The 25,300-nt window shown below is 44.9% G+C and carries 19 protein-coding genes; 9 read left to right on the top strand and 10 right to left on the bottom strand.

Annotated elements, in window-relative coordinates; all coding sequences use genetic code 11:
* Positions 1–2: 2 nt before the first annotated feature.
* Together ACES2C_RS06005 and ACES2C_RS06000 are read left to right on the top strand one after the other, a co-directional pair.
* Positions 3–1,424 carry a RagB/SusD family nutrient uptake outer membrane protein gene (locus ACES2C_RS06005; protein WP_374166087.1) on the top strand — a complete coding sequence of 474 codons (1,422 nt, stop codon included), beginning with the start codon at positions 3–5 and terminating at the stop codon, positions 1,422–1,424.
* A 56-nt stretch (positions 1,425–1,480) separates the two neighbouring features.
* Positions 1,481–3,478: a glycosyl hydrolase family 28-related protein gene (locus tag ACES2C_RS06000; protein ID WP_374166086.1), complete on the top strand. Its 1,998-nt coding sequence runs from the start codon at positions 1,481–1,483 to the stop codon at positions 3,476–3,478.
* An 8-nt stretch (positions 3,479–3,486) separates the two neighbouring features.
* Here the strand turns inward: ACES2C_RS06000 and ACES2C_RS05995 are convergent, their stop codons facing one another.
* On the bottom strand, positions 3,487–4,746 hold the full coding sequence (locus ACES2C_RS05995) for a hypothetical protein (protein ID WP_374166085.1): 1,260 nt from the start codon (positions 4,744–4,746) through the stop codon (positions 3,487–3,489).
* A gap of 416 nt (positions 4,747–5,162) precedes the next feature.
* Between ACES2C_RS05995 and ACES2C_RS05990 the strand changes: the two genes are divergently transcribed.
* The 4 genes from ACES2C_RS05990 (at position 5,163) to ACES2C_RS05975 (ending at position 13,848) form a co-directional block, all read left to right on the top strand.
* Entirely contained in the window at positions 5,163–7,415 is a 2,253-nt protein-coding gene (locus ACES2C_RS05990; RefSeq protein ID WP_374166084.1) for a GH92 family glycosyl hydrolase, read from the top strand.
* Positions 7,416–7,425: 10 nt separating this feature from the next.
* Positions 7,426–9,720, top strand: coding sequence for a GH92 family glycosyl hydrolase (locus tag ACES2C_RS05985; RefSeq protein WP_374166083.1), 2,295 nt, complete (start codon positions 7,426–7,428; stop codon positions 9,718–9,720).
* Between the two features lie 34 nt (positions 9,721–9,754).
* Complete coding sequence (locus tag ACES2C_RS05980) at positions 9,755–13,453, top strand: glycoside hydrolase family 3 C-terminal domain-containing protein (RefSeq protein ID WP_374166082.1); 3,699 nt, start codon at positions 9,755–9,757, stop codon at positions 13,451–13,453.
* Between the two features lie 173 nt (positions 13,454–13,626).
* Positions 13,627–13,848, top strand: a complete 222-nt coding sequence (locus ACES2C_RS05975) for a hypothetical protein (RefSeq protein ID WP_374166081.1) — start codon at positions 13,627–13,629, stop codon at positions 13,846–13,848.
* 716 nt (positions 13,849–14,564) lie between these two features.
* On the opposite strand, the gene ACES2C_RS05970 is transcribed toward ACES2C_RS05975, so the two are convergent.
* Genes ACES2C_RS05970 through ACES2C_RS05955 form a run of 4 tightly spaced genes read right to left on the bottom strand, consistent with a single transcriptional unit; the run spans position 14,565 to position 16,046 of the window.
* Positions 14,565–15,206: a HipA domain-containing protein gene (locus ACES2C_RS05970; RefSeq protein ID WP_374166080.1), complete on the bottom strand. Its 642-nt coding sequence runs from the start codon at positions 15,204–15,206 to the stop codon at positions 14,565–14,567.
* A 26-nt stretch (positions 15,207–15,232) separates the two neighbouring features.
* Positions 15,233–15,505 (bottom strand): hypothetical protein, encoded by a 273-nt coding sequence (locus ACES2C_RS05965; RefSeq protein ID WP_374166079.1) that lies wholly within the window; start codon positions 15,503–15,505, stop codon positions 15,233–15,235.
* On the bottom strand, positions 15,498–15,830 hold the full coding sequence (locus ACES2C_RS05960) for a HipA N-terminal domain-containing protein (protein WP_374166078.1): 333 nt from the start codon (positions 15,828–15,830) through the stop codon (positions 15,498–15,500). Before ACES2C_RS05960 ends, ACES2C_RS05965 begins: the two co-directional genes overlap by 8 nt.
* A 3-nt stretch (positions 15,831–15,833) precedes the next feature.
* Positions 15,834–16,046, bottom strand: a complete 213-nt coding sequence (locus ACES2C_RS05955) for a helix-turn-helix transcriptional regulator (protein ID WP_374166077.1) — start codon at positions 16,044–16,046, stop codon at positions 15,834–15,836.
* A gap of 203 nt (positions 16,047–16,249) precedes the next feature.
* Here ACES2C_RS05955 and ACES2C_RS05950 point away from each other — a divergent pair, with 203 nt between their 5' ends.
* From ACES2C_RS05950 to arr, 3 genes are all read left to right on the top strand, one after another.
* Positions 16,250–18,226 (top strand): DEAD/DEAH box helicase family protein, encoded by a 1,977-nt coding sequence (locus ACES2C_RS05950; protein ID WP_374166076.1) that lies wholly within the window; start codon positions 16,250–16,252, stop codon positions 18,224–18,226.
* A gap of 2 nt (positions 18,227–18,228) precedes the next feature.
* Positions 18,229–19,395 (top strand): DUF3427 domain-containing protein, encoded by a 1,167-nt coding sequence (locus tag ACES2C_RS05945; protein ID WP_374166075.1) that lies wholly within the window; start codon positions 18,229–18,231, stop codon positions 19,393–19,395.
* Positions 19,396–20,945: 1,550 nt separating this feature from the next.
* Positions 20,946–21,359 (top strand): NAD(+)--rifampin ADP-ribosyltransferase, encoded by a 414-nt coding sequence (arr, locus tag ACES2C_RS05940; RefSeq protein WP_374166916.1) that lies wholly within the window; start codon positions 20,946–20,948, stop codon positions 21,357–21,359.
* A gap of 38 nt (positions 21,360–21,397) precedes the next feature.
* On the opposite strand, the gene ACES2C_RS05935 is transcribed toward arr, so the two are convergent.
* The 5 genes from ACES2C_RS05935 to ACES2C_RS05915 all read right to left on the bottom strand — a co-directional run bounded on the left by ACES2C_RS05935 (position 21,398) and on the right by ACES2C_RS05915 (position 25,268).
* Positions 21,398–21,679 carry a VOC family protein gene (locus ACES2C_RS05935; RefSeq protein WP_374166074.1) on the bottom strand — a complete coding sequence of 94 codons (282 nt, stop codon included), beginning with the start codon at positions 21,677–21,679 and terminating at the stop codon, positions 21,398–21,400.
* 177 nt (positions 21,680–21,856) lie between these two features.
* Positions 21,857–22,435, bottom strand: a complete 579-nt coding sequence (locus ACES2C_RS05930; protein ID WP_374166073.1) for a Crp/Fnr family transcriptional regulator — start codon at positions 22,433–22,435, stop codon at positions 21,857–21,859.
* 125 nt (positions 22,436–22,560) lie between these two features.
* A complete protein-coding gene (locus ACES2C_RS05925) occupies positions 22,561–23,346 on the bottom strand; it encodes an SDR family oxidoreductase (RefSeq protein WP_374166072.1) in 786 nt (261 codons plus the stop codon).
* Positions 23,339–24,562 (bottom strand): MFS transporter, encoded by a 1,224-nt coding sequence (locus tag ACES2C_RS05920; protein WP_374166915.1) that lies wholly within the window; start codon positions 24,560–24,562, stop codon positions 23,339–23,341. The genes ACES2C_RS05925 and ACES2C_RS05920 overlap by 8 nt, the downstream gene beginning before the upstream one ends.
* Before the next feature lie 43 nt (positions 24,563–24,605).
* A complete protein-coding gene (locus ACES2C_RS05915; RefSeq protein ID WP_374166071.1) occupies positions 24,606–25,268 on the bottom strand; it encodes a FadR/GntR family transcriptional regulator in 663 nt (220 codons plus the stop codon).
* Positions 25,269–25,300 lie beyond the last annotated feature (32 nt).

Here is a 25,300-nt window from a genome sequence, read left to right as displayed (position 1 = left end):
ACATGAAAACCTTTAAGACGATATTACTCATGATCAACCTTAGTTTGTTGTTCTCTTGTGAGGTAATCAATCAGGACCCCGAAGATCGAATTGCAGAACTTAATTTTTGGAAAACGGAGGAAGACGCAGTTGCTTCAGTAATAGGGGTGTACGACCGGATTCAAAGTCTCGCTCCTTATAACCCGCTGGCTTATGTGGCTTCAGCTGATGAAGTAACTTTCAATAATGCTGCAGATGGTTACCAGGCATTTAATACACACCTGCTCACTGTGGATAACGCTCAGGTCGACCTTTACTGGCAATACAACTATTCGGGGATACATCGCGCTAACGATATTATAGCCCGAGTACCTGGAATCAACGACAAAGCCTTTTCAGAGGAAGAAAAGGCAGCTATTTTAGCTGAGTCAAAGTTCCTGAGAGCTTATTTTTATTATAATCTAGTAACGGCGTATGGAGGAGTACCAATTATTACCAGGCCTTACGACTCTTTCAATGCTGACTTTACCATTGCTAAAAACAGTGTAGATGAAGTGTACGCTCAAATAATAGACGACCTGACAGAAGCGGAAGCAAGCATACCCGTTTCATTTGCTGATGCGACACAGACGAGAGGACGAGCTACCCGGGGAGCGGCCCAGGCTCTTTTGGCAAAAGTCTACCTTACTACAAAGGAATATCAGAAGGCGGTAGACAAAGCCACCCAGGTGATCAACAACCCACTTTACTCCCTCCTAACTAATCCAACCGCTTACGCTAATATGTTTACTCCGGCTGGAAGAAATTCTTCCGAATCTATCTGGGAAGTGCAATTTGTTAGCTCCACTTCTGAGGGACATGGCTTGCATACGCGTTTCATGCCGCAATCAAACCAGTCAACAGTCGTCGGCGGTCAATATCAGATCGTTCCCTCACAAAAGATTCTGAGAGCTTTTGATGAAGGAGATATTAGGAAAGCTGCCAGCACTGCAGTAAGTACTACTCCTCAGTTTAAGACTGCAGGGCAGGTTTACGTAAAGAAGCATAACCGGAGCAACTCCAACGAAGACCCTAACATCATAGTCCTTCGTCTGGCTGATATCATACTCATCCGGGCGGAAGCGCTGAACAAGTTAGGTCAAACCAGCCTCGCCGTGCAGGACTTGAATATCGTCAGAAGACGGGCCTTTAATGTCGCCCTCTCGTCTGCGTCGCCTTATGATTATCCAAGTAACCTCGATATGGCCAAAGGGTTTGACCTCACTGCTGCAATAGATAACGAACGTATGCTGGAGCTTGCCTTCGAAGGACACCGTTGGGTGGATTTAAAACGTAACGGCAAGGCAGAAGCAGTGCTTGGCATCAGCACCGCTAAAACAATATGGCCCATCCCCCAACGCGAGCGAAACCGAAACCCTAAATTAGAACAAAATAACGATTATTAATTCTCTAACCGGCTTACCTGAGAGGTAAGCCGGTTTTTCAATTAGGAATGTTCAAGATGAAAAAGTTTGGGGTAATAGCAGTTCTGGTGGTTTTAGGACATATTACTGTTCTGGCACAAGACAGGAATATCAGCGTTAATGAAGTTTATCCCCCTTGCATGTTTAGAGAAAATGGCGGACGCTTTATCAATGTTAAAAAACTGGTAGAGGCAGGAATATATAGCCGCAATGCAAAAGGCGATGGAAAGACGGACGATTCGGATGCCATTATTGCAGCTATGGATTGGGTTGTGAGCCGGCTCAAAGCCGCAGGCCAGCCTTGTGGATGGCATGAGTATTGGCATATCTATTTCCCTGACGGCGTATACCTTGTTTCTAAATCCCTGGTATACTCAGGAGAACCAGTTCCCGACTGCGAAAAACACCAGATAGCCGCTAACAGAGAAGGAACTGCTGGCTTGAAAATAGTCGGGCAAAGCAGGGAAAATGTAGTGATCAAACTTGCAGATCACCTGCCAGATTTCGGTGCGGGGGCAAATAAGCCCGTTATCTCCTTTTCTAAGTTCGATAGAGGGACTATTTTTAATAACGCCCCCGCTGGCTTTAAGTTTAGGAATATTACTATCAATACAGGTAAAGGAAACACGGGAGCTATAGGTCTCGACTTTTATGGAGCCAACACGTCCCGCCTGGATAACGTCAGAATTGTTGGAGAGGGAGAAATCGGTCTTCACGTCCGGATCGGATCCGCCCATGGATATTATAGCAACCTTACTATTGACGGTTTTAAGCGGGGACTTATGTTAGAAGGTGACACTGAATCTCACCCGTCAATTGAATATGTAAGTATCAACAATTCACTGCAGGAAGCTATTCGTTTAGTTGGGATGTCTGTGTCCTTACGGAAAGTATGTAGTAAAGGCGCTCCTGTAGGCCTGGCTTTGAAGGCCAAAGGAAATCGCTTGCCTCATGCCGTTATACTTAATAGTCAATTTAACGCCCGTGGAGGTAGCTGCGCTCTCTTGATAGAGGAAGGTTTCCTGTTTGCCAGAGACATTAAGATGAAAGGCTTTAGGGCTGGAGTTATAAAGGCAGATAAGCATGAACTGGCAAACGGGAGGATTCACGAATTTGTAAGCAACGCTGAATTGAATGCCTGGGATCCCCGGGCAAAAGGTAAGCCCGCCAAATCTCTGAACTTAACGATCGAAGATTATCCCTTGATACAATGGGTGCCCGACTTTAGAAAATGGGCTAGCGTAGACGACTTTGGAGCTACCGGGGACGGAAACGTTGATGACCGCTTAGCGGTTCAACGCGCTTTTAATTCAGGCCACGAAGTGATTTGTTTTCCAAAGAATAGCTATTTTTTAAGTGGAACAGTGATAATCCCTGCTACAGTAAAGCAAATTATCGGTGGAGATACAAGGATAGAAGGTCCCGGTGTTAAATTTGAAATAGGAGAAAGATCTACCGATATCCTCTTGATTAAAGACACTGAACTAGCCGCCGGCTCTATAAAGCATTCCGAGGCCCGCGACCTTTTTCTGGAAAGTACTAGTTCTGCAGCCAACGTATACCAGGGAGGGCTTAAAAGTGTCGGAACAAAGATATTCGCTAACAACGTACACGGCTTTGCCCGCGTGCCGGGTGTCATTGAAAACGTACGGGCTTACGCCCGCTTTATTAATAACGAGAAAGCAGATCATTACCAGATTAACGCAGGTCAGAATAGTACTCTTTGGGTCTTTGGCTTTAAAACTGAAAAAACATTCTCCGTTTTTAAAGCGGAGAAAGGCGCAAAACTGGAAGTGCTTGGGGGAATAATGAACCGCTTTGGCAGAGACGCCGATCCCGATCCTCCCGGCATTATAAACGACAACTCTTCGGTTTCTATAATAGCCTGTACAAACGGCCCTAATCGGACCTGGTCTCCCATGATAACCGATATCCGCGGAGATAAGACAAGAACTATTCCCATGACCGGATTTCCTTCAAGGGGATGGGATGGCAATATTGTGATTCCGCTTTTTATAAGTACCGATACCAGGTAATACAATGCTCAATTAATCGGGGCGCTATCGAAGTTGTCTCGATAGACCAGTCGTTTGTCTGAATTGAATACCCGGATATTATCCATCGAGCCTGAGCCTTTAAACTTGATCTTGAATCCGCGTACCTGCCCAATGGGCTCTTTGTAAGAGTTCTTATAAGCCAGGCGGTTATTCAGGTAGACTCTTACCCTTTTGTTCTCGACTTTAATTTTTACTGTATTCCATTTTGACAAATCTATGCCAAAAGGACTTAAGTCATGAAAGTTACCGTTGAACCGGACCTCACCAAACTCAAATACGGCAAAATTAGCACAGCCGGGCCGTACTAATTTCACCCGGCCCGTCCCTGAGACGCCCATGTACTCTATGCTGGTATCAAAGCAATCCTGCCCCCCGCCAGATTGGTCGTTTTTTACATCTATTTCAAGAAGAAGATTGTCGCCGTCTATATCAAAGTTCCTAATGTTCCTAAAGTCCAGCCAGTATTCATCAGTCGTATCGATCTTTATCTTGGCGAGTTCTTCCGCTGGCAGATGCAGTAGCTGGTTCCGGTGGTGCAGTGACCTGTCTGAAATCAGGCGTTCCTTGTGGTTTTGCTCAACGACACTCACCCAACCTTTAGAAAGAATATGAATGTCTCTTCGTGCCACTGTTTCTCCATCTACGATAAGTTTAACCTTGTAATAGTCAGGAAGCTTAAAAGGATAGCTGAACTCCCCTTTTTTATTCAGCAGCGCTTTATATATGGCATGGTCTAAATCAACTGTCGCAGTATTGTATGACATTCCTGACAGGTCATATCCAAATGCATAGTTGTCTGCTATTATATTTTTTGAAGTGAACTTTAAGGGTGCCTTTTGCTGCCCCCAAAACAGAATTCCGAAAACCAGGAAGAGAACAAGCAAGGCAGGGATAAGCAAGAGAGATCGATTCTTGGGCCTGCTAGGAGGCGAAAGCTGTTGAGGCGCGTTATGAACCTGAAGGGGCACTCCATCTTCCTCCCGAAGCTCTGATTCATCTTGTTCTGTGCCGGTTGATCGTGGAAAATTAACACGTACAAACTCCGCCCAATCTTTATATTCCAGGAAAACAGCAAGAGCATTTTTTGTAGCTATTTGAGGTTCATAAAATGTGTTGGAGTCGGTTTCCTGCCGGAAAATTCTCTTTAAAGTACGAACGCTGATCGACACCTTCGATGCGTCAAAGATCTGTTCACTCAAGTTTCTGAAGTTATAATCGATCCAATCTTTATTACTACCCCAGTTCATTCTTTTTTCTACAAGCTCAATGCACTTTAGTATGTAAGCCTTGTTTTTCAACTGTACAGTTCTAATGGTTCAAATGATAATAGTGAATGCTATGACGATAGCAGAACCATGCAAATTTACCCCGCCTGCGCAAATAAAAGCGCATTCTGGTGATTCGCATCAATCTGCCCGGGTTTGTCCACCCCTAGCATACATGTCTTTTGTAAATTTAGCTATTCAAATTTAATCATTTTACTAAGGGCGGAACATTTAGCGTCGCTTCAGTCGGACAAGGCGGTGTGAAGACAGCGAATATTCAATCAAAAGTACAGATAATCAGAACTAAATAACTTAACCAATATGTCCGAACAACAATACAAACGATGGGAAACAAATTAAAAAAGCAATTACTTAGGCGACATAAATTTTCATTGTTAATGAGAGTACATATCTCATTAACGATATTCTCACTTTTTCTGCTGCCATACTCGCGCGCGCAGCAACTAACGAAGTACGTCGATCCTTTTATTGGGACGGGCGGGCATGGTCATACCTTTCCTGGAGCAACGCGCCCCTTTGGCATGGTGCAACTCAGTCCCGACACTTTTAACGAAGGTTGGGATTGGTGCTCCGGTTACCACGATTCTGATCGCTCAATAATGGGCTTCAGCCATACGCATTTAAGCGGGACCGGCCGGGGAGATCTTATGGATATCTTAGTCATGCCAGGTACGGGAGACATTAAGCTGACTCCAGGAAGCAGAAGTAATCCGGCCGACGGGTACCGTTCGGTATTCAAGAAGGAAAGTGAGAAAGCAAGTCCTGGTTATTATTCCGTCTTTCTTGACTCGTATGGCATTAAGGCTGAACTAACAACAACCAAAAGGGTCGGTTTTCACCGGTATACCTTCCCCTCGTCCGACAAGAGCCATATTCTTTTGGATCTCTTTCACGGTTTCAAGACAGACTCTGTCATTACTGCCTGGGTGAGAATCGACAATGATTCAACGATTACCGGATATAGGAAAACAAGGGGTTGGGGCGAGGGAGACGAAAAAGATTTCGCAAATGAAGAGATTTGGTTCACAGCCCGCTTTTCTAAACCTTTTAAGAGCGCTGGCATAGGCCGTGGGCAAGTCTTATCGAATGGCCTGAAGAGAGCAGATGGCCGGGACCTGAAAGTAGTCTTAAACTTCAATACTCTGAAGAATGAAGCGATTCTGCTAAAAGTGGGCATTTCTTATGTGGATGAACAAGGGGCACTGAACAACCTTCGCACAGAAACGCCGAACTGGAACTTCGAACAGATCAGGAGAGAAGCTACCGAGGAGTGGGAAGGCGCAATGGCCTGCCTCCAGGTAGCCGATACCACTACCAAAGAAAAGAAAGTATTCTACACCGCGCTGTATCATACCATGCTTGCTCCGACGACATTCTCAGACGTCGACAGCCGGTACAAGGGCTTTGATAAAAAGGTGCGCAGTATTCCGGGTCTAGAAAATTATACCATTTTTTCACTTTGGGACACATTCCGGGCAGCGCACCCACTTTTTACTATTACGCAGCCCGCACGCGTAAATCAATTTATTCAGTCTATGCTTGCGCAGTATAAGGAATACGGCCTGCTACCTGTCTGGCCACTGGTAGGGAGTGAAACTAACTGTATGATCGGATATCATGCTATCCCTGTTATTACAGATGCTTACTTTAAAGGTTTCCGGGGATATGATGTTAATCTGGCATACGAGGCAATGAAGAAAAGTGCCATGCAGGACAGTTTCGGAGTGAAATACTTGAAGAAGTTCAATTACGTCCCAGCCGACCTTGAAAACAAGTCGGTTTCCAAAACCCTTGAATATGCATATGATGACTGGTGCATCGCACAGATGGCAAAAGCACTGGGTAAGAAGGACGACTACCAGTATTTTAAAGAGCGCTCACTGGCTTATAAGAACGTGTTCGATTCAGAAAGTGGCTTTATGAGAGGCAAGAACTCCATAGGAGCCTTCGTTCCTGGTTTTGATCCCGCGTTTGCGTCGTACGGCAAATCTGATTTTATAGAAGGAAATAGCTGGCAGTATTCCTGGTTTGTGCCGCATGATATAGAAGGGCTAATCGCGTTGATGGGCGGGAAAGCAAAGTTTAGCCAACGGCTCGATGAACTTTTTAATCAAAAAAGCGCAGAACACATTAACAAACCAGTTGACATAACAGGTCTCATCGGGGAATATGCTCACGGTAATGAGCCTAGTCATCATATCGCGTATCTATACAACTACGCAGGTCAGCCTTGGAAGACCCAGGAAAAAGTGGATGAAATAAGACGACGCCTTTATGGAGTAGAAGCAAACGGGCTCTCAGGGAATGAAGATTGTGGGCAGATGTCAGCATGGTACGTTTTCAGTGCACTTGGATTTTATCCAGTCAATCCAGCAGATGGGAAGTATCTATTCGGCTCCCCCTTATTCAAAAAAGCTACAATCAGATATAACGGCAAGACCTTCTCTATAGCTGCCAAAGGTCTTTCTCCCTTAAATAAATACATTCAGTCGGTACGACTCAATGGCAAATCTTTAAATAGGAACTGGATTACTCATAAGGAAATCACAGAAGGTGGCGAACTGGAATTTATTATGGCGCCAAAGCCATCGGAGTCCCATGCTTCAGCAAGAATAATATCTGAAAGGTAAGGAGGAAGGGATGCACAGACTAGTATTGACGATAACTTTGCTTGCCGTTACATTAATATCTTCAGGACAGGTTCCGACGAAAAGCAGTAAGTCTCCTTTTGAATTTGTAGACCCGCTGATTGGAACCGGAATAAGCACGACCGAAAGTGCACTGCGTTACAGTCAGGATGGCTCAGAGCTACGCGGTCAGACCTTCCCGGCGGTTGGTGTACCGCACGGCATGACAAGCTGGACCCCACAGACCCAAGCGACGGAAACGAAGTGTATTTCGCCCTATTATTACGAAGATAAAAAGATACAAGGCTTCAGGGCGAGTCATTGGCTCAGTGGATCCTGTACTCAAGACTACGGAAGCATGACTATTATGCCATTAAGCGGCGCATTGGAACTGGATGCAGCACAAAGAGCATCCCATTTTGACCACAAACAGGAAAAAGCAACACCAGCAAGTTATGCCGTTTTCCTTGATCGTTCAAAAATAGCTGTGGAGCTTTCTGGGCTGAGTCATTCGGCTATGCTCCAATTCTCATTCAGTAAAGAAGAAGACGCCTATATTATAATTGAGCCCAACAGCGATGAAGGAGAAGGGTACGTAGAGGTAGACCCGGAAAAAAGGGAGATTCGCGGCTACAATCCCGTTCACTGTATCTATCAGGGATTGGGAAAGCCGGCAGGCTTCAGCGGCTATTTTGTAGCTGTTTTTGACTCGCCATTCGAAACTTTCGGAGTTTGGAGAGGACGAAAAGTATTAAATCAAAAGAATAAGCAGCATGGTTCAGGGCAGGCCGTCGGAGCCTTTTCCAGGTTCGTTCTAAACCACTCTAAGGTGGTAAGGGTGAGGGTTGGGTGCTCGTTTACCAGTATTGCCGAAGCAAGAAATAATCTACAGGCCGAAATTCCAGAATGGGATATGGAAGCAGTTAAAGAGCGTGCGCGCCAATGCTGGGAAAAAGAACTCGGTAAGGTTCAGGTAGAAGGTGTAGATGATGAGCAGAAAAAATTGTTCTACACGGCTTTATATCATACGAAACTTTTGCCCAGGGTGGTCAGTGACGTGAACGGTTCGTATAACGCCTTCGCATCACAGGGACAAGAGAGAAAGGCAAGAGATTTCGAGTATTATGATGACTTTTCGCTCTGGGATACATATAGGGCCGTGCATCCTCTGCTGACGATTCTGGCACCTGAACGAACCGAGGATATGATGAAGTCTCTTCTGAGTAAAGCCAAAGAAGGGGGATGGCTGCCCATATTTCCCTGCTGGAATAGTTATACCGCAGCAATGATTGGAGATCATGCTGTTTCAATGCTCGGCGATGCCTTGATAAAGGGTATCGGCTCATCCCTCGCCGAAGAGGCGTATGAAGCGATGAGAAAAAATGCCTTTGAAATTAACAGAAACGTGGAGGAGTATAGGGACGGGAAGGGCAGAAGAGCCCTCGAATCCTACCTCAGGTATAACTACATCCCGCTCGAAGATTCTGTTCCTGATGCTTTTCATCAGCAGGAGCAGGTATCGCGCACCCTCGAGTATGCCTACGATGACTATGTCCTATCACGTGTAGCAATAATGCTGAATAAAAAGGAAGACTATAAAATACTAAAGAAGAGGAGTACTAATTACACGAACGTTTTCGATACAAACTCTGGTTACGTAAGGGGAAGACACACCTCGGGTCAGTGGATTGATAGCTTTGATCCTCATGCCTTGCGTTGTTCTTATATAACAGAGGGTTCTCCTTCGCAGTACTCCTGGTACGTGCCGCATGACGTGCCTGGGCTCGTTACTTTAATGGGGGGCCGAACTCGCTTTATCAGCCGGTTAGACACACTTTTTGACTATCGATATTACTGGCATGGGAATGAGCCGGGCCACCAGATTCCTTATTTATACGCTATGGTGGGGCTCCCGTGGAAAACTCAGGCTCGTGTTAGACAGATACTCCGGGAGGAATATGGACCGGGTCCCGGCGGCTTAAGTGGTAATGAAGATGCGGGGCAAATGTCTGCATGGCTTGTATTCAGCATGCTCGGATTCTATCCCGTCTGTCCGGGAAGTCCGGAATATATCTTGGGCACTCCCTCATTTCCAAAGGCCAGTCTGAATATTAATGGAAAGGTTTTTTCGATTGAGGCCATCGGTACTTCAGAGGAAAATCGCTATATACAGTCGGCTGTCCTTAATGGAAAGGACTTGGCCGAACCTGTATTGAAACATAAAGACATCGTGGCCGGCGGTAACCTGGTTATAAAAATGGGCCCTTCAGAAAACCGGAGCTGGGGAACAGAGGGGGTCCCGAATTAACAAATCAAGTGATAATATAACACACACTAATAAAATGAACATACCAACAAAAATTCTATCGCGTCTTCTTTTTCTGTGCTTCGCTTTCTTAATTCATGCAACAACCGCCGTAGCGATTCTACCAAGAGGAGGGCTTGCAACACAGTATAACGTTCTTAAGTACGGTGCCAAGGGAGATGGAAAAACAATAAATACCCTCTTTATTCAAAAGGCGATTGACCAGTGTTCCGCGAAAGGCGGGGGAAAAGTCGTTGTCCCAAAAGGGGTTTTCGTTTCGGGAACACTTTACCTCAAAGATAATGTTCAGCTTGACCTTTCGCCAGGTGCGGTCCTTTTAGGAAGCGATAATCTGAAAGACTACCCTTCTAATCCTTCACCATTTTTTGCCGGCCCTAATCTAAGCCTCATCTTTGCTAACGGTGCTACCAATATAGCGATCACAGGCACCGGAACAATCGACGGAAACGGATCTAGTCCGGCTTTCGAAGTTTTTGATAATAATCCTAAGAGGCCAAAAATCGTATTTCTTATAGCCTGTAAGGGGGTACGGGTAAGTGACATTACACTGAAGAACTCAGCCTTTTGGGTTCAGCACTATCTTAAGTGTGAAAATGTAGACATTAACGGAATCAAAGTTTACAGCCATGCCAACCTAAACAATGACGGAATAGACATAGACAGTAAAAACGTAAGGATATCGAACTGCATCATCGACTCCGATGATGATGCTTTATGTTTCAAAAGTAACACCTTGTCTCCCTGCGAGAACGTATCCGTCTCTAACTGCGTGCTGTCCTCTAATTGTAATGCAATAAAGATGGGAACAGCCTCCTTTGGTGGCTTTAAAAATATCAGTGTAACGAACTGCAAGATTATACCGCCAAAAGAAGATAAGTTTCGCCAATGGAGTACCAAGATTGCCGGACTGAGCGCCAGCATATCTACACTTTCGGGTATTGCTCTTGAAGTGGTCGACGGAGGAGTAATGGATAAAATAACGGTGTCAGACATTACGATGGAGGGTGTTCAGACTCCCATCTTTATTAAGCTTGGAGATAGGGAAAGGCGGGCTGGCACAGACGGGCAGAAAGTAATAGTAGGTTCGCTTAGTAACGTAACGATCAGTAACGTCAAAGCTATAAGCAATAGCTTGATAAGTAGCTCTATTACCGGTTTCCCGGGTTACGATGTGAAAAATGTGGTTTTAAAAGACATTGTCTTCCAACTCCCCGGAGCTGGCCAGTTAAGAGACCTTTCACGATGGGTGCCAGAGAATGAGAAAGACTACCCGGAGAATCGGATGTTCGGCCATAGCCTCCCTGCCTATGGCTTTTATATCCGTCACGCAAAAGATATTACACTGGAAAATATTCAATTAAGATTAGCACAAGCAGATGCACGGCCCTCTCTTTATATTGAAACGGCAGATAGTATAAGAGTAAAAGGGCTGAATTCCATCGGGGCGGAAAACAATGTATATGCCAGGCTCCTCGGTACAGTAAACGCAACCTTCATTGCTGGAGAAAAGTCGCGGGTCATCAGGCAGACCGATTCTTACGGCCATACAGAAGTCAACTTTGATTTTAAGCAGACAAAACTAGAGTCAGTACCTCCACTGTGGGCAGACCTCAATAACAATTTGGAAAAAGATGCTTATGAAGATACTTCACGTTCTATAGACACCAGGGTGAAAGATCTCCTTTCGCAAATGTCGCTCGATGAAAAGGTAACCATGATCCATGGAAGTTCAACCTTTAGCTCCGGGGGCGTTCCAAGGTTGGGTATCCCTCCCATATGGATGTCAGATGGCCCTCATGGCGTTCGGCTTCGTCCTGAACCCGGCCAGAAAGATTTGCCTGGAGCTGTAACCTATCTACCTACAGGGAATACGTTAGGCGCTACATGGAACGCCGAATTAAGCTATGAATATGGACAAGTGCTTGGTGCTGAAGCGAAGTTCTGGGGCAAAGATATTCTTTTGGGGCCAGGAATTAATATAATAAGGACGCCCTTAAACGGAAGGAACTTTGAGTACCTCAGCGAAGACCCTTATCTTATATCAAAGTTGGCAGTCGGTTACATAAAAGGTGTCCAAGACCAGGGCATTGCAGCTTCTGTAAAGCATTTTATTGCTAACAATCAAGAAGTTAAACGTATGGAAATGGATGTCCACATGAGCGACCGCGCCTTACGTGAAATTTATCTTCCCGGATTTAAGGCTGCAGTGCAGGAGGCAAAGGTCCAGACGGTGATGGGAGCATATAACAAGTTCAGAACTCAGTACTGTTCACATAACGACTTTCTAATTAACAAGGTCCTAAAAACGGAATGGGGATTTAAGGGCATTCTGATAAGCGACTGGGGAGCAGTTCATGACACTAAAGAGGCTCTGAAAAATGGTACGGACATCGAAATGGGAACGCCCAAAAAGTATTTTATGGATAACGACCTGGTTATTCCTCTGGTTAAAAGTGGAGTTGTACCTGTTTCCGTAATTGATGACAAGGTAGAGCGTATCTTAAAAGTCATGTTTCAAAACAAGATGTTCGGCCCGCGGACGAAGGCTGCTATAAATGAACACGATAACCAGAAAGTAGCACTGAAAGTGGCAGAAGAAGGGATTGTTTTGTTAAAGAATAAAAACAAGGTTCTGCCATTCGACCCTTCCCGGATAAAAACTATTGCAGTTATCGGGTCGGGTGCAGACTATAAGCATCACGGCGGAGGCGGCAGTTCCCGCGTACCCACCCGTTATGAAGTGACTCCTTTGCAGGGAATAAGAAACTTGCTCGGAACTTCAGTAAATATTACCTATGTCCAGGGATACAAGATACAGAAGGACTTTAGCAGCGATTCTATATTAATTGAAGATGCCCTGAGGGCCGCCAAGTCTGCTGACGCAGTGATCTTTGTAGGCGGTTGGATACATGGCTATGGAGAAGGAATGGAACAGGAAAAGAACCCAGCTTACGATGTAGAAGCACGCGACAAGCACGATATTACACTTCCTTTTGGCCAGGATCAACTGATTAGTAAAGTGTTAAAAGCAAATCCGAAGACCGTAGTGGTAATGATGGGCGGAGGGGCTGCCGATATGACCAAGTGGGTTAACCAAACCAATGCGCTCATCGAAGCATGGTATCCCGGCATGGAGGGTGGCACCGCACTAGCGAATATAATCTTTGGAAAGGTAAATCCTTCAGGAAAATTGCCAATGACATTTCCCACAAAGCTGGAGGACGTACCTGCCCATGCTCTCGGAGAGTATCCCGGTAATCTTGTGACGCTGGAGCAGGAGTATAAAGACGACATCTATGTAGGCTATCGTTACTACGATACCTATAAAGCGGAGCCACAGTTCCCGTTCGGACATGGCTTATCTTATACCACCTTCAAGTACGGCGACATGAAAGTTTATCCGAACAGGGAAAATGTTGTTCTGTCGTTTACACTCACAAATACCGGTAAACGGGAGGGTGCCGAGGTAATTCAGGTATATGTCTCACAAGAGAAGTCAGAACTGGCCCGTCCAGCTAAAGAACTGAAGGCATTTAACAAGGTATATCTCAAACCCGGAGAATCAAAAGAAGTGCAACTTAAGATTAATAAGAACGACCTGATGTACTATCATGATAAGCAAAGACAATGGGTCTTTGAACCCGGAGCTTATAGTTTTCTCATCGGCAGTTCGTCGCGGGACATTCGTTTAATTCAGAAAACAACGCTCGAGTAAAAGCTCTAAATCCCCTATAATCTCGGGCTGTACCCAGCGGTTTAGATGGTAGGCCTAACTTCTTTTACGCAAATGGCTTAAGAGCCCTGGCGCTTTTTGCCGAATTGAATAAAAACAAAAGCGACCTTTAAGTTAACTTAAAGGTCGCTCTGTACTTTTTTGACCAGGACCGCTTGCAAGGGTTGCTATATTTTCTGAAGAATTTTACTTCAGAACTGTCGCTGGAGATCCTGGCCTCGGTCGCTTTTATGCTCGCCGAACATCCGCAATATTCCATCGACCAAGTGGCCGATAATTTATGGACCAGTCGAAAACGAGAGCTTTTCAAGAAAGAAAGCATTGCCCGGGCTTATGCACACCTGCAGCAGTATAAGCATTCGCTGGCCTTAGCCTAAGTTTTTCAATCGGCTTATTTCGCTCGTTTCAATATAAGTGCTTCAGGATCGTCTTGATCCAGCCGCTGTCGGATCGACCCATTCTTGAATTTTTTCTGATCGGGCGGCAGATTTTGTGGCAAAACCACTTGAGTGGCGAGCTCTGCATTTACGGTAACGTGGATCATTCCGGCTGGGCCATTCAATTCCATTTGACCTTGAATAACATCGATCCAAACGCACCCATTGACGACGAGATCACACTTACCCTTGTAAACCGGCTACATCAATGTATATCAAGGTTACCCACGTCACAAGATCAATGTCTTTGGTTATAGGGAAGATCCCGCGAGCCCTTTTATTCATCTTGTCAATATGATTTTATATCTCTATTTTTGATAAGCATTGACAGCAAATACAAAGCCAGCACTGCGAAAATAGTTCCTTAGAAGTTTTTCAAAAAATGCCCTAATTCACACCCTCATTCCTGAGCGTAGAATAACGGCATTGTAAATCAATAATTTAGAGCGTTTCGGATGCATCCTGCCATCCCGACGAACCTGGACCACCTATCATTCTATTTGCCCAAGGGGAAAGAAATAACCGGCGCAGTCAAATCGTGAATAACGGCAATTTACCCTATTACCTGCTAACAAATTTAGTTGTGCTCTCTCTCACTTCTTCTTTTCTATTCAAGCCGGTGCCAGACGTCCATTAGAATGCTACGTGTAAAATAACTATAGCTCGAGCTGCCCCGCCTTGGCTTTGATAAGCTCCTTGTACCGCTGCCGCATATCTGCTGAGAGGAAGCTGACGTCAATGAAGCTTTCCCACTGCGGTATCGACTTCCTGAACCTCGAAAAAATATTTGCGATAACTCTTCCGTCCAGGTGTCCCATAGCGGCCTCGAAGTCTTTTCTTGTTATCTTATTTTTCTTACCGTTTAAGTTCAAGGCAAGCTCCTCCGTATCTTTTTCGACCACCAGTGCCGCAGCAACCATATCATAAGCGGGAGTTAAGCTATAACCCAGATCTGGAGCCTTGATCAGTGAGAAGTTTTTAAGATGCATATCATTATTGCCGGTGAGAAAGCAGAATATTACTTGCTCAAAGAAATTGATAATATCTAACCCGGGGTTCACGGAATATTTTAGGATTACCCTGGCTATCTGCTCATACGAACCTTTGTACTTGTGTTCGGTCAGCCGCTCGGTCAGCTGACACATATCTTCCATATGAAGCTTCTGCTTTTTGTGCCGGTCTATTCGTTTGGTGATATAGGCAAGCTGTCCTGTCTGCAACCGTATCAAAGAATGAGGAACCGTTGCAATACCGGTAATACTGGCAAGATGCATGGTCAAATCTTCGAGCTCGGGCAAGTTTGGATATTGAGCTGTTGGTGGCTTCAGAATGTAATTTCCAAATACGCCAACAATGGTAATTCTATCCGGTGCATTCTTGTCCGGATTTTTTCTATTCCTACTGATAGTTTCGGCTGAACTCCGGTTACAGCCACGTGGCTTTTTATTATGTCCTCGGCGAGGTCACTCATCTGATCTTCTGAGTAGGGGAGATCAGGAGGAATAGCCTGCCCAAAGATTTTCTTGCTGCATCTCGCATGAAAGTCTTTTTCTGCTCCATTTAATTCCTGGTAACAATACAGACAACGCTCACTCATTTTCGTCTCCGTTTACTGGTTCAATACTTACAGCGCCGATGCAGTCGCGACAAGCTACCAATAGCAGGCTCATTCTGTCCCTGGGATTTATTTTCCAGCTCTTTTCCGCAATATGCAGCAGCCACCCTTCGGGGATCAGCCCGTCAAAAAAGGGGAACAGGATCTGACTATGAAATTCCTCTGCCTGCAGAGGCAAGGTCAAACTGACCGGTTCCGCTTCTTTAAGCTGCAGATAATCTTCCTCGTACCGGAAGTGGTACCCGTCCTGGTCTTCGAGCAGGATTCCTGCGAACTCATTGTGCATCAGTACTTTCGCGGCTCTCATCTATCACTTGTTTCTGTTAAGTGGTACCGGACCAAGTTGATATCCAAAAAGGAAAAGAACCTGATTAACTTTATCCATCTGGAGCGTCGCCTTACCTTGCTCCAGCTCACGTATAAAGCGGAGGCCAACCCCTGCTTTTGCAGCCAGATCTTCCTGAGTTAATTTTAAAGCTTTACGCTTTTCCTTTACTAATTCCCGAAGCTCCTTTGTTTCCATTTTATACCCGAATGGGTACAAGATAAGTAAAAATTGGTTATTTATACCCGCAGGGGTATAAATCTATTGAAAATCGAGTGCGTTATACCCGTAAGGGTGCATTTATAACGAAGCTCCTTTATAACTCAAAAACAAGATATTCATCTGGAATAATAACTTACATTTGAAGTAGGGCCTTGAAACCTTAGTGCTCGCGATAGTGTATGATGAAAACCGAGCTCGGCTTATACGAGCAACTGATCAATAAACTTTTCTATAATAAGCTTCAAACGATTCCAGATGAAGAGTTCTTTGTTAAGACCGCGGTTTTAGACAAGGAAGAAGCTGCGCGTTATTTAAGTCAATATCTGTCTGATACTATTCGTTTTGCCTTGAGCGAGCTGAGAGGCGATGATAGCTTGCTCAGGCAGGTAGAGCTGTCCAATAAAATCATTCAGCTATTAATTGATGAATTACCAAAGCTGGATATTTCAAACAATCTGCTGAAAAGCGGGGAGGTACTGCAGGCAGTGTTTTCAAAACTGGATTCCCCATACACCAGCTTCAGCGAAAGACTGAAGCGAATAACCCCTTATACCCGCTTATCGCAAAGCGAGCTGTTTACCGGCAATAACGTCGGGATTTCCCTGGAAAGTGAAATCAGGAAGGAGATACTGTCATCAGATGAAGTTTACTGGCTCGTTTCTTTCATTAAATACTCGGGTATCCGCATATTTAAGGAAGAGCTGGAAGAGTTTACCAACAGCGGACGGAAACTGAAGATCATCACCACTTCCTATATGGGAGCAACAGATGTAAAAGCCGTTGAATTTCTCTCGGGCCTCAAGAATACAGAAATAAAGGTTTCGTATAATGGCGATCACGAACGGCTACACGCGAAGGCTTACTTGTTCTTACGGAATACGGGCTTTCACACCGGCTATATCGGCTCCTCAAACATTTCCCGTTCTGCCCTAACCAACGGTTTGGAGTGGAATTTAAAGGTGACTACCAGGGAGATCAACCATATTATCGATAAGTTCAAAAAGACCTTTGAAACTTATTGGGAGGACAAGGAATTCGAATACTATCAGGCAGGGCGAGACACCGAAAAGCTGAGTAAGGCCTTAAGGACTCAGAGAATTCAGGACGGATCCGGTCTCACGACCTTTTTTGACTTGAAGCCTTTTCCTTATCAGGAGGAAATATTGACTAAGCTTGAGTCGGAACGAATAGTACACCAACGAAATAAGAACCTGTTAGTTGCTGCAACCGGAACAGGAAAGACAGTGGTGTCTGCTTTTGATTATAAGAGATTTAGGAGCCGTACGCCGCGGGCTAGGCTGCTTTTTATTACTCATCGCAAAGAGATCCTCGAACAGGCGCAAGAGACCTTCAGGCACGTATTACGAGACGCAAACTTTGGAGAGCTGTGGGTAGATGGAATGGAACCTTCTAATCTGGAGTACGTTTTTGCCTCTGTACAAACGCTGAAAAACCGGGTTGACGAAATTAAGCTCAGCCCTGATTTTTACGATTTCATCATCATCGATGAGGTACACCACGCTCCTGCAACCAGTTACCGTTTCATTTTCGATCGCTTCTCTCCACGCGTTCTATTAGGACTAACGGCTACTCCGGAACGAATGGATGGAGAGGACCTCTTAAGAGATTTCTGCAATACCATTGCAGCAGAGATTAGATTGCCGGAGGCCATTAACAGGAAGCTGCTTTCCCCTTTTCAATATTTCGCTGTTTCTGATTCAGTGGACCTCACACAGGTGGCCTGGAGAAACGGACGCTATGACATAAACGAACTTACAAAACTCTATACAGCAGAGGACAGAAGAGCAGGCGAGATTCTTAAGAACTGCGACAAGTATTTAACCGATCTGCAGGAAGTCCGGGCTTTAGGGTTCTGCGTGAGCCAGGCACATGCGCAGTACATGGCTGAGAAGTTTGTTCTGGCAGGACTGAAAGCTGATTATCTCACTAGTAGCAGTCCCGGGGACCGCGATGGCGTCCGCAGGCGCTTAAGGAACAAGGAGATCAACTACCTGTTTGTAGTAGACATCTTTAACGAAGGGGTCGATATCCCTGAAATTGATACCGTTCTGTTTCTTCGTCCGACGGAAAGTCTCACCATTTTCCTTCAGCAGCTCGGCAGGGGCTTCGCCTGGCTGATGGTAAAGAGTGTTTGACTGTGCTCGATTTTGTAGGGAACGCAAATGCACAGTACGACTTCGAGCATAAGTTCAGAGCCTTAGTAGGCAAAACTCATACTTCGATAGAGAAAGAAATAGAAGATGAGTTTCCGCATCTGCCCTTAGGCTGTTCTATAATCCTTGAGAAGAAAGCCAAAGAAGCGATCCTTCGGAATATCAGGGAGGCGACAGGCTTTAACAGGAGTCAGCTCATCGCTAAGATCCGAAGCTTTACGCTAAATTCTACCTTGCCACTTACGCTAAGGAATTTTCTGGAATTCAATCGCCTGGAGCTACCACTTCTCTATAAAAAAGGAAGTTGGAAGAGGCTACTGGCTGCGGCAGGCATGATAGCAGACTTTGCTGAACCTCAGGAAAAGGAACTGACGAGGTTTATGACCCAGCGTCTGCTTCAGTGTAATTCCTACAGCTATCTGAACTTCATAAGGCGCCTGATAAGAGAAGATTGGGAAATAGCAAAACCAACCGCTGTGGAAGAAATACTTCTCCTGATGCTTCACTATGACATCTGGCGAGAGGCAGGGCCGAACCTGGGGTATAAGACCCTGGCTCAAAGCGTCGCAATCCTAAGAAAAAATCCGGTGATGATTTCCGAGCTTGATGAGCTCGTGGATTATCTGATGGATCAGATTGACTTTGTCGAAAGGGATATCGAACTTCCATTTCCATGCCCCCTAAAATTACACAGCCGCTATAATCGCGACCAGATTCTGACGGCATTAGGACTGCATACTTTTGAAAAAGCGTCATCCAATCGGGAGGGTGTAGCATTGAACAAGGAACTCAATGTAGAAGCCTTATTCATTACCCTAAAGAAATCGGAAAAGGAGTATTCTCCGACAACGCTTTATGATGACTATGCCATCAACGAGTACCTCTTTCATTGGCAATCTCAGAACGCTACTTCGCCCGAATCTACGAAAGGGCAGTCCTACCTCAAGCATCAGGAGCTGGATAAAACGATCCTGCTTTTTGTGCGGGAGCAAAATGACGATGAGTACGGAAATACCATGTCGTACGTGTTCCTGGGCGATGCAAATTTTATGAAATCGAGCGGCTCCAAGCCGATGAATATAGAATGGAGATTAAATGAACCTATGCCTGCGTACTTGTGGAAAGAGACCAGGAAGCTGGCGGTGGGGTGAAGATAGATTATGAAGGGCTGAAAGAGATATTCAAAACAGTGGATTATTGTATTATTACTTCCTATATGAAGACCTTGCCTACTTTCATTCTTGCAATAGCTTTTGCTTCCTGTACTGGAATGCTTCTGAAAGGGAGTGGTCTTTACTATTTAAAATGTCTACGGAAAATGTCTAAAAATGTCTGGCTAAGCAGGCTTAGACATTTTCCAAACTTTACCGACAGGCAATATAGAGCCCTTTACACGCGGCTTGAAGGTTGGTTTGATCTTAGTCTCTTCTGATTCTCGTCTAAAACTATCCGTTTCAATCCACGTGCCAGTGAACTCCGTCGTACCTAAAAGGCAGCAAGCTCACCACGGCGCTTTTCTTGTCCCGAAGTTGTGCACTAAACCAGCCGACATAATACAAGGGACTTCTGCTGAACATTTACATTCGTGCTAAGTTTTTCTTCAATTATGCCACATTAGCAGCACGTCATTTTGTAGCTTCGTTTGTTGCTTCTAAACTTGAAAAAGAGTCATAAAACCTAACCTGAATAAACTCATGCAACTCCAGGGCGATATGCTGAATAATATATTTTACTGCCTGATCGCAGTACATTCTTATCTGGTCTTAGTATTTGTAGTTCATTCTTGCTACAGGAGGTCAAGAGATTATAGTGTGGGGTATCTTCTTCTGGTTGTTTTTATTCCTTTTTTAGGCTATTTGATATATCGCATAAGAACCAGGCGCAAACATTATAATTCTCAACTACCTAAGGCGGTTTAAGCAATCATTTAACCACCTTATGCAATTGAAGGAATGATCGAAAGGAATTCAGCAGGGTAGTAACTTCCAGGAAAGGCTACACCTATACAGATGGCGTCCTTCCGTTTCGACATACAGATAAAGTGATCGGTCCGTAACGTACCTTTTAATTTCTATTGTATAGCACTTTATTCAGGCTATTGCTCTTTGTAGAAATAACGCAAAAACTAGTCCCCTGGTACGTCAAAAAAAATATAGTTGAAACTCCTGTTTTTTACCGGTTTAGCTCATTATTTTCGAAACATAGCCGCCATTTTTTAGAAAAACATTCATGGGCTGCGCTCTCAAACGGAGGATGAAAGATGAGTTGAATGTTCTTTGTGTGCATTAAAACTTAGCGAGCGATCTCATTGAGGACTTTAAAAAGCATTTAATTATCTCAATAAAACAAAGACACTTTCACAAAAATAAGTATGGAATTTAACCCACATAATCCTGTCATACAGGTTTGTATGAAGGGCATGCAGATGGAAGAGGCCGGCAATCTTGAGGCTGCGCTTGAGCTATTTGACCAGGCCTGGAACGAGGCAACAACCGAATTTGAACAGTTTATAGCAGCCTGGTATATTGCCCGGCTTCAATCAAGTGAGACTGAGAAACTCAGGTGGTATCAGACGGCCTTAAAGTTGGCTTTAAAGATTAATGACGACGCTGTTCGGGGCGCTTTGCCTTCACTTTACGCCAGCATCGCGAATTGTTACCAGCAAATGGGCGAGCTTGATCTTGCAAAAAGGCACCAGGACCTGGCATCCGCGTCTGTAAGCATTCCGTCCGACAAGGGGCCGTTCTATCACGGGACAAGGGCTGACCTCAAGTATGGGGACCTGCTGACTGCCGGACGTATCTCCAACTATCAGGAAGACCTCATAATGAACCATATTTACTTCACCGCCCTGATCAATGGGGCAGGTTTGGCTGCTGCCCTGGCAAGGGGCGGCGGGCCTGAGCGTGTCTATATTGTTGAGCCTTCCGGCCGCTTTGAGGATGACCCCAATGTCACCAACAAAAAGTTTCCCGGTAACCCAACCCGCTCTTACCGGACTGCGGAACCACTGAAAGTTGTTGGCGAAGTAACGGAATGGTTAAGACAAACGCCAGAGCAACTACAGGAATGGCGCGAAAAATTGCTTGCCAACAAGGGTGAGATCATTAATTAATGCTCATCATTTTTCGTTCCTCAAAATCGGTCTGTTTATTACTCTTTGGAAGAAAGGCCTATCATGTTTCCTTCTGTATCCTGGATCAGGGCAATGAAGCCGCCGCCTGGAACCTGTAATTTTGTGCGTAAGACTTTACCGCCAGCGTTTTCTACGCGGCTAAGTTCAGTATTGATTTCGTCTGTAGCAAAATAAACGAGGGTGCCGCCAACGCCGGGCTGAGCTGCCGCCATTTTTACAAGCGCGCCAGTAGCGCCGGTTTTTTCTTCATTGGAAGTGAAGAAGGCATATTCCATTTCAGGGTGGCGCTCATTATTCATCGGAACATCTATTAGTTCACATTGAAATACGGTAGTATAAAAATTTTTGCTTGCTGCATGTCTGAGACATAGATCTCAAACCAGTTAACAGGATTTTTCATAACTTAATTATTTGTTGATCCGGAGCAAAATTAGTGCTCATGAAAATCCCTTTACTTGCCATATGACAAGTAATGCTTAAGAGGTAATGATCTCTTTGCGTATTCGGCTTAATGACGTATCGGTGATCCCCAGATAGGATGCGATGTATTTCAAAGGGCTATGACGAATAACTTCAGGGCGGTCTTTTATGAGGCCCAGATACCTTTCGGCTGCAGCAAGGGTGAGGGAATTAATCGAGCGTTGTTTTAAAAGGAATAGCTGATTGGTTGACCATATGCGCCCCCATTCACGCAAGCCTTCCAGTTTATGCAAAAATTGTTGAAAGTCGCTATATTTTATTTTCCAGACCGTTCCATCGCTCACAGCTTGAAAATTTTCTTTTGATGCTATCCGGTGAAATAATGAAAAAGACTCAATCAGGATATCATTCGAACCATAAAATTCAGTGGTGACCTCATTGCCGTCATAGTCATACAGGTAAGACCTGAACAACCCACTTTCGATCAGATAAAACTCACTGGCTATCTTTCCGGCCTTTAACAGCAAGGCTCCCCGCGCCACGTCCACTTTAGTGTGCATGGTGCAAAATTCCTCGTAATCTTCTCCTTTAAGAACGCTATTACCATAAACGCGCTCAAAAATTGATTGATCCATATCTCAAAATTACTCATCCAGTCAGATAATTTATGACTTTTCAAGCCTTCAACTACATTTCCGGGATGTTCAGGGCAGTGCAGCACACCTTCTGATTTTCAGCAGACTATCAATTTCACGTCTACTTACTCAGATAGCTTGTTTTTCAAATACGTACCCCACCGGACTTTCCCGTAAGCGTTTTCAGGGATAAGATTGATCTTAGAGGCGAACATCTTTTCCCTTTCCGACGATGGCTTAATGGATTTAAAGTTGAACGCTTTTCCGCTTGCCCGGCAGTAATCCTGCGCCAATTGCTCCAATGTCAAAACCTCCGGGCCGCCAAATTCGGGCAGAAGACCTTGCTGTTTAGATCCTAAAATGTCAATCAATTTTGAGGCTACTTCATTTACTTCTACTGGTTGGAACCCAAGTCCTTCGGGTAGGTCAAGTTCTCCGTTGGTCGATTTAACCGAATGAAGGAGGCCAAACACGAAGTCATGGAACTGCGTTGTTCTCAGGATGGAATATGGGTGACCTGATTGCGCGATTAAGGTTTCAGCCTTCAATTTTGACTGGTAATAGGCATAATCTGTTTTATCCACCCCCACAATTGATATATAGATTATGTGCAGTCTTTCGATATCATTTACAGCCGCTAACAGATTCGCCGTTCCCTCCACATCTACCCGTTGCGCGTTTCCCGGATTACTGGCACAGTGAATAATAGCGCTTACCCCACGCAGGGCCTCTGTCAAGCCAAGACCCGTAACGAGGTCGCCTTTTACATAGGTGCAATCAGGCAATTGCTCATGCCATTCCCTGCTAAGAACGCGTACATCATGTTTACCCGCATGAAGCAATTGTTTGACTACAGCAGAGCCTAGCAGGCCGGTGCCGCCCGTAACTAATACGCTTTCCTGATTAGCCATTGCCTGATTGTTCTTTTTCAATATTCGGCAGGAATCCGGTAAGTATACCTATGAGCGGCAGATAAGCGCAGACCTTAAAGACATATTCTACACTGGTTTCATCAGCAAGCTTGCCCAAAACGGCTGAGCCCAATCCGCCCATACCGAATGCCAGGCCAAAAAACAGGCCCGCTATCATACCCACCTTTCCCGGAACCAGTTCAGTTGCATATACCAGGATTGCTGAGAAGGCTGAAGAGATGATCAAGCCGATAGCCACCGATAAAGCAACGGTCCAGAACAGCGATACATAGGGCAGCAAAAGGGTGAATGGTGCAACGCCGAGAATGGATATCCATATAACATACTTTCTGCCAAAGCGGTCGCCAAGCGCTCCGCCAAGTAATGTCCCCGCGGCAACTGAACCTAAGAATGCAAACAAGTAAATTTGAGATTGCTGCAAGGTGACATCAAATTTACTGATGAGGTAGAAAGTATAGTAGCTCGTCATACTCGCCAGATAAAAGTATTTGGAGAAAATAAGGACCAGCAGGATTACCAGGGAGAATATAACCCGGCCATGTGATAAATGGTGATACCGGGCTGTTGCAGCTGCCATTTTATTTGCAGCTTTTTCCTGTAGATGCCCTTGATACCATCTGCCGATACGATAAAGCACCAGTATGCCTAAGGCAGCAATGATACCAAACCAACTGATATAGGCCTGGCCATGAGGTGCAACGATGAGGGCCGCCAGCAAGGGTCCTATAGCGCTGCCTGCATTACCCCCTAATTGGAATATAGATTGAGCTAGTCCTTTACGTCCGCCACCGGCCAGGTGTGCTACTCGTGATGATTCAGGATGGAAAATTGATGAGCCGATGCCTATCAAGCTGACCGCGATCAGGATATGGATGAAGCTGGCTGCAAAAGCTGCTCCTAATAATCCTGTTAATGTAAACGTCATTCCCAGGATTAAGGAATAGGGCTTTGGTTTTTTATCGGTAAAAACGCCGATAAAAGGCTGTAAGATTGATGCAGTAAGCTGATAAGTAAGTGTAATAAGACCGATCTGTGAAAATGTCAGATGAAACTTCTGTTTGATCATAGGATAGACCGAAGGAACAACAGCTTGTAACAGGTCGTTAACAAAATGACCGAAACTGACCGCGAATAATACGGCGAACACCGTTTTTTTAACAGTCTGGTCCGGGGAATTTAAAGTCGTAGAGTTCATACAATTCGTTAGATAGATTCGTTCATCAGGTTTTACAGCCTGATTAATGAGCACCGTGCCCAATAATTTCAGCGGCTAGTGACCAGGCTTTTTTAGCATCCTGTCTGGTGATTGCTCTAAGCAATTTTTCATGCAGTTGATAAGTGTCTTCAAATATGGCGGTATCAGTATAAGATTGCAAAAAGCCTTTCTCTAAATGTACCGCCACTGATTTATACAGATCGGCTAAAATTTCATTCCCTGATGCTTCTGCAATAGCGGTATGAAAACGGATATCGGCGGCAATACATACTTCAAGTAATCCCTGTTGCGCAGCTATATTTCTTTGCTCCAACGCCTGACTGATCTGATTGATGTCTTCGTCTGTGCGATTTACGGCCGCCTTCTCCGCAATTTTCATTTCTAATAATTGCCTCACTTCATCCAGATCTTCAAATTTTGCTCGTTGAAGACGCTTTGCCAGTGGTTCTGCGTCTGCAATACTTCGTTCAACGAAAGTACCCAGTCCTTGCTGAACGCGTAACAGACCCGAATTGGTTAGCAGCTTTATCGCTTCCCGGATGCTTGACCGTCCTACGCCGAAAGATTTCATCAGCTCTGGTTCAATAGGTAGTTTGTCGTTTATCTTGTAATGACCCGAGCTAATCTGCTCTTGTATTTTTTCAGCTACTTCTTCAGCCAGCGATTTTTTCTGTAACTTCATCATATCATCTGATGATTGCAAAGGTAGAGGTCTTT

Source organism: Arcticibacter sp. MXS-1, from assembly GCF_041902385.1.
In the GTDB taxonomy this organism is placed as follows: domain Bacteria; phylum Bacteroidota; class Bacteroidia; order Sphingobacteriales; family Sphingobacteriaceae; genus Arcticibacter.
Note: the sequence above shows the minus strand (reverse complement) of the source record. Positions and strands in the feature narration are given on the sequence as shown.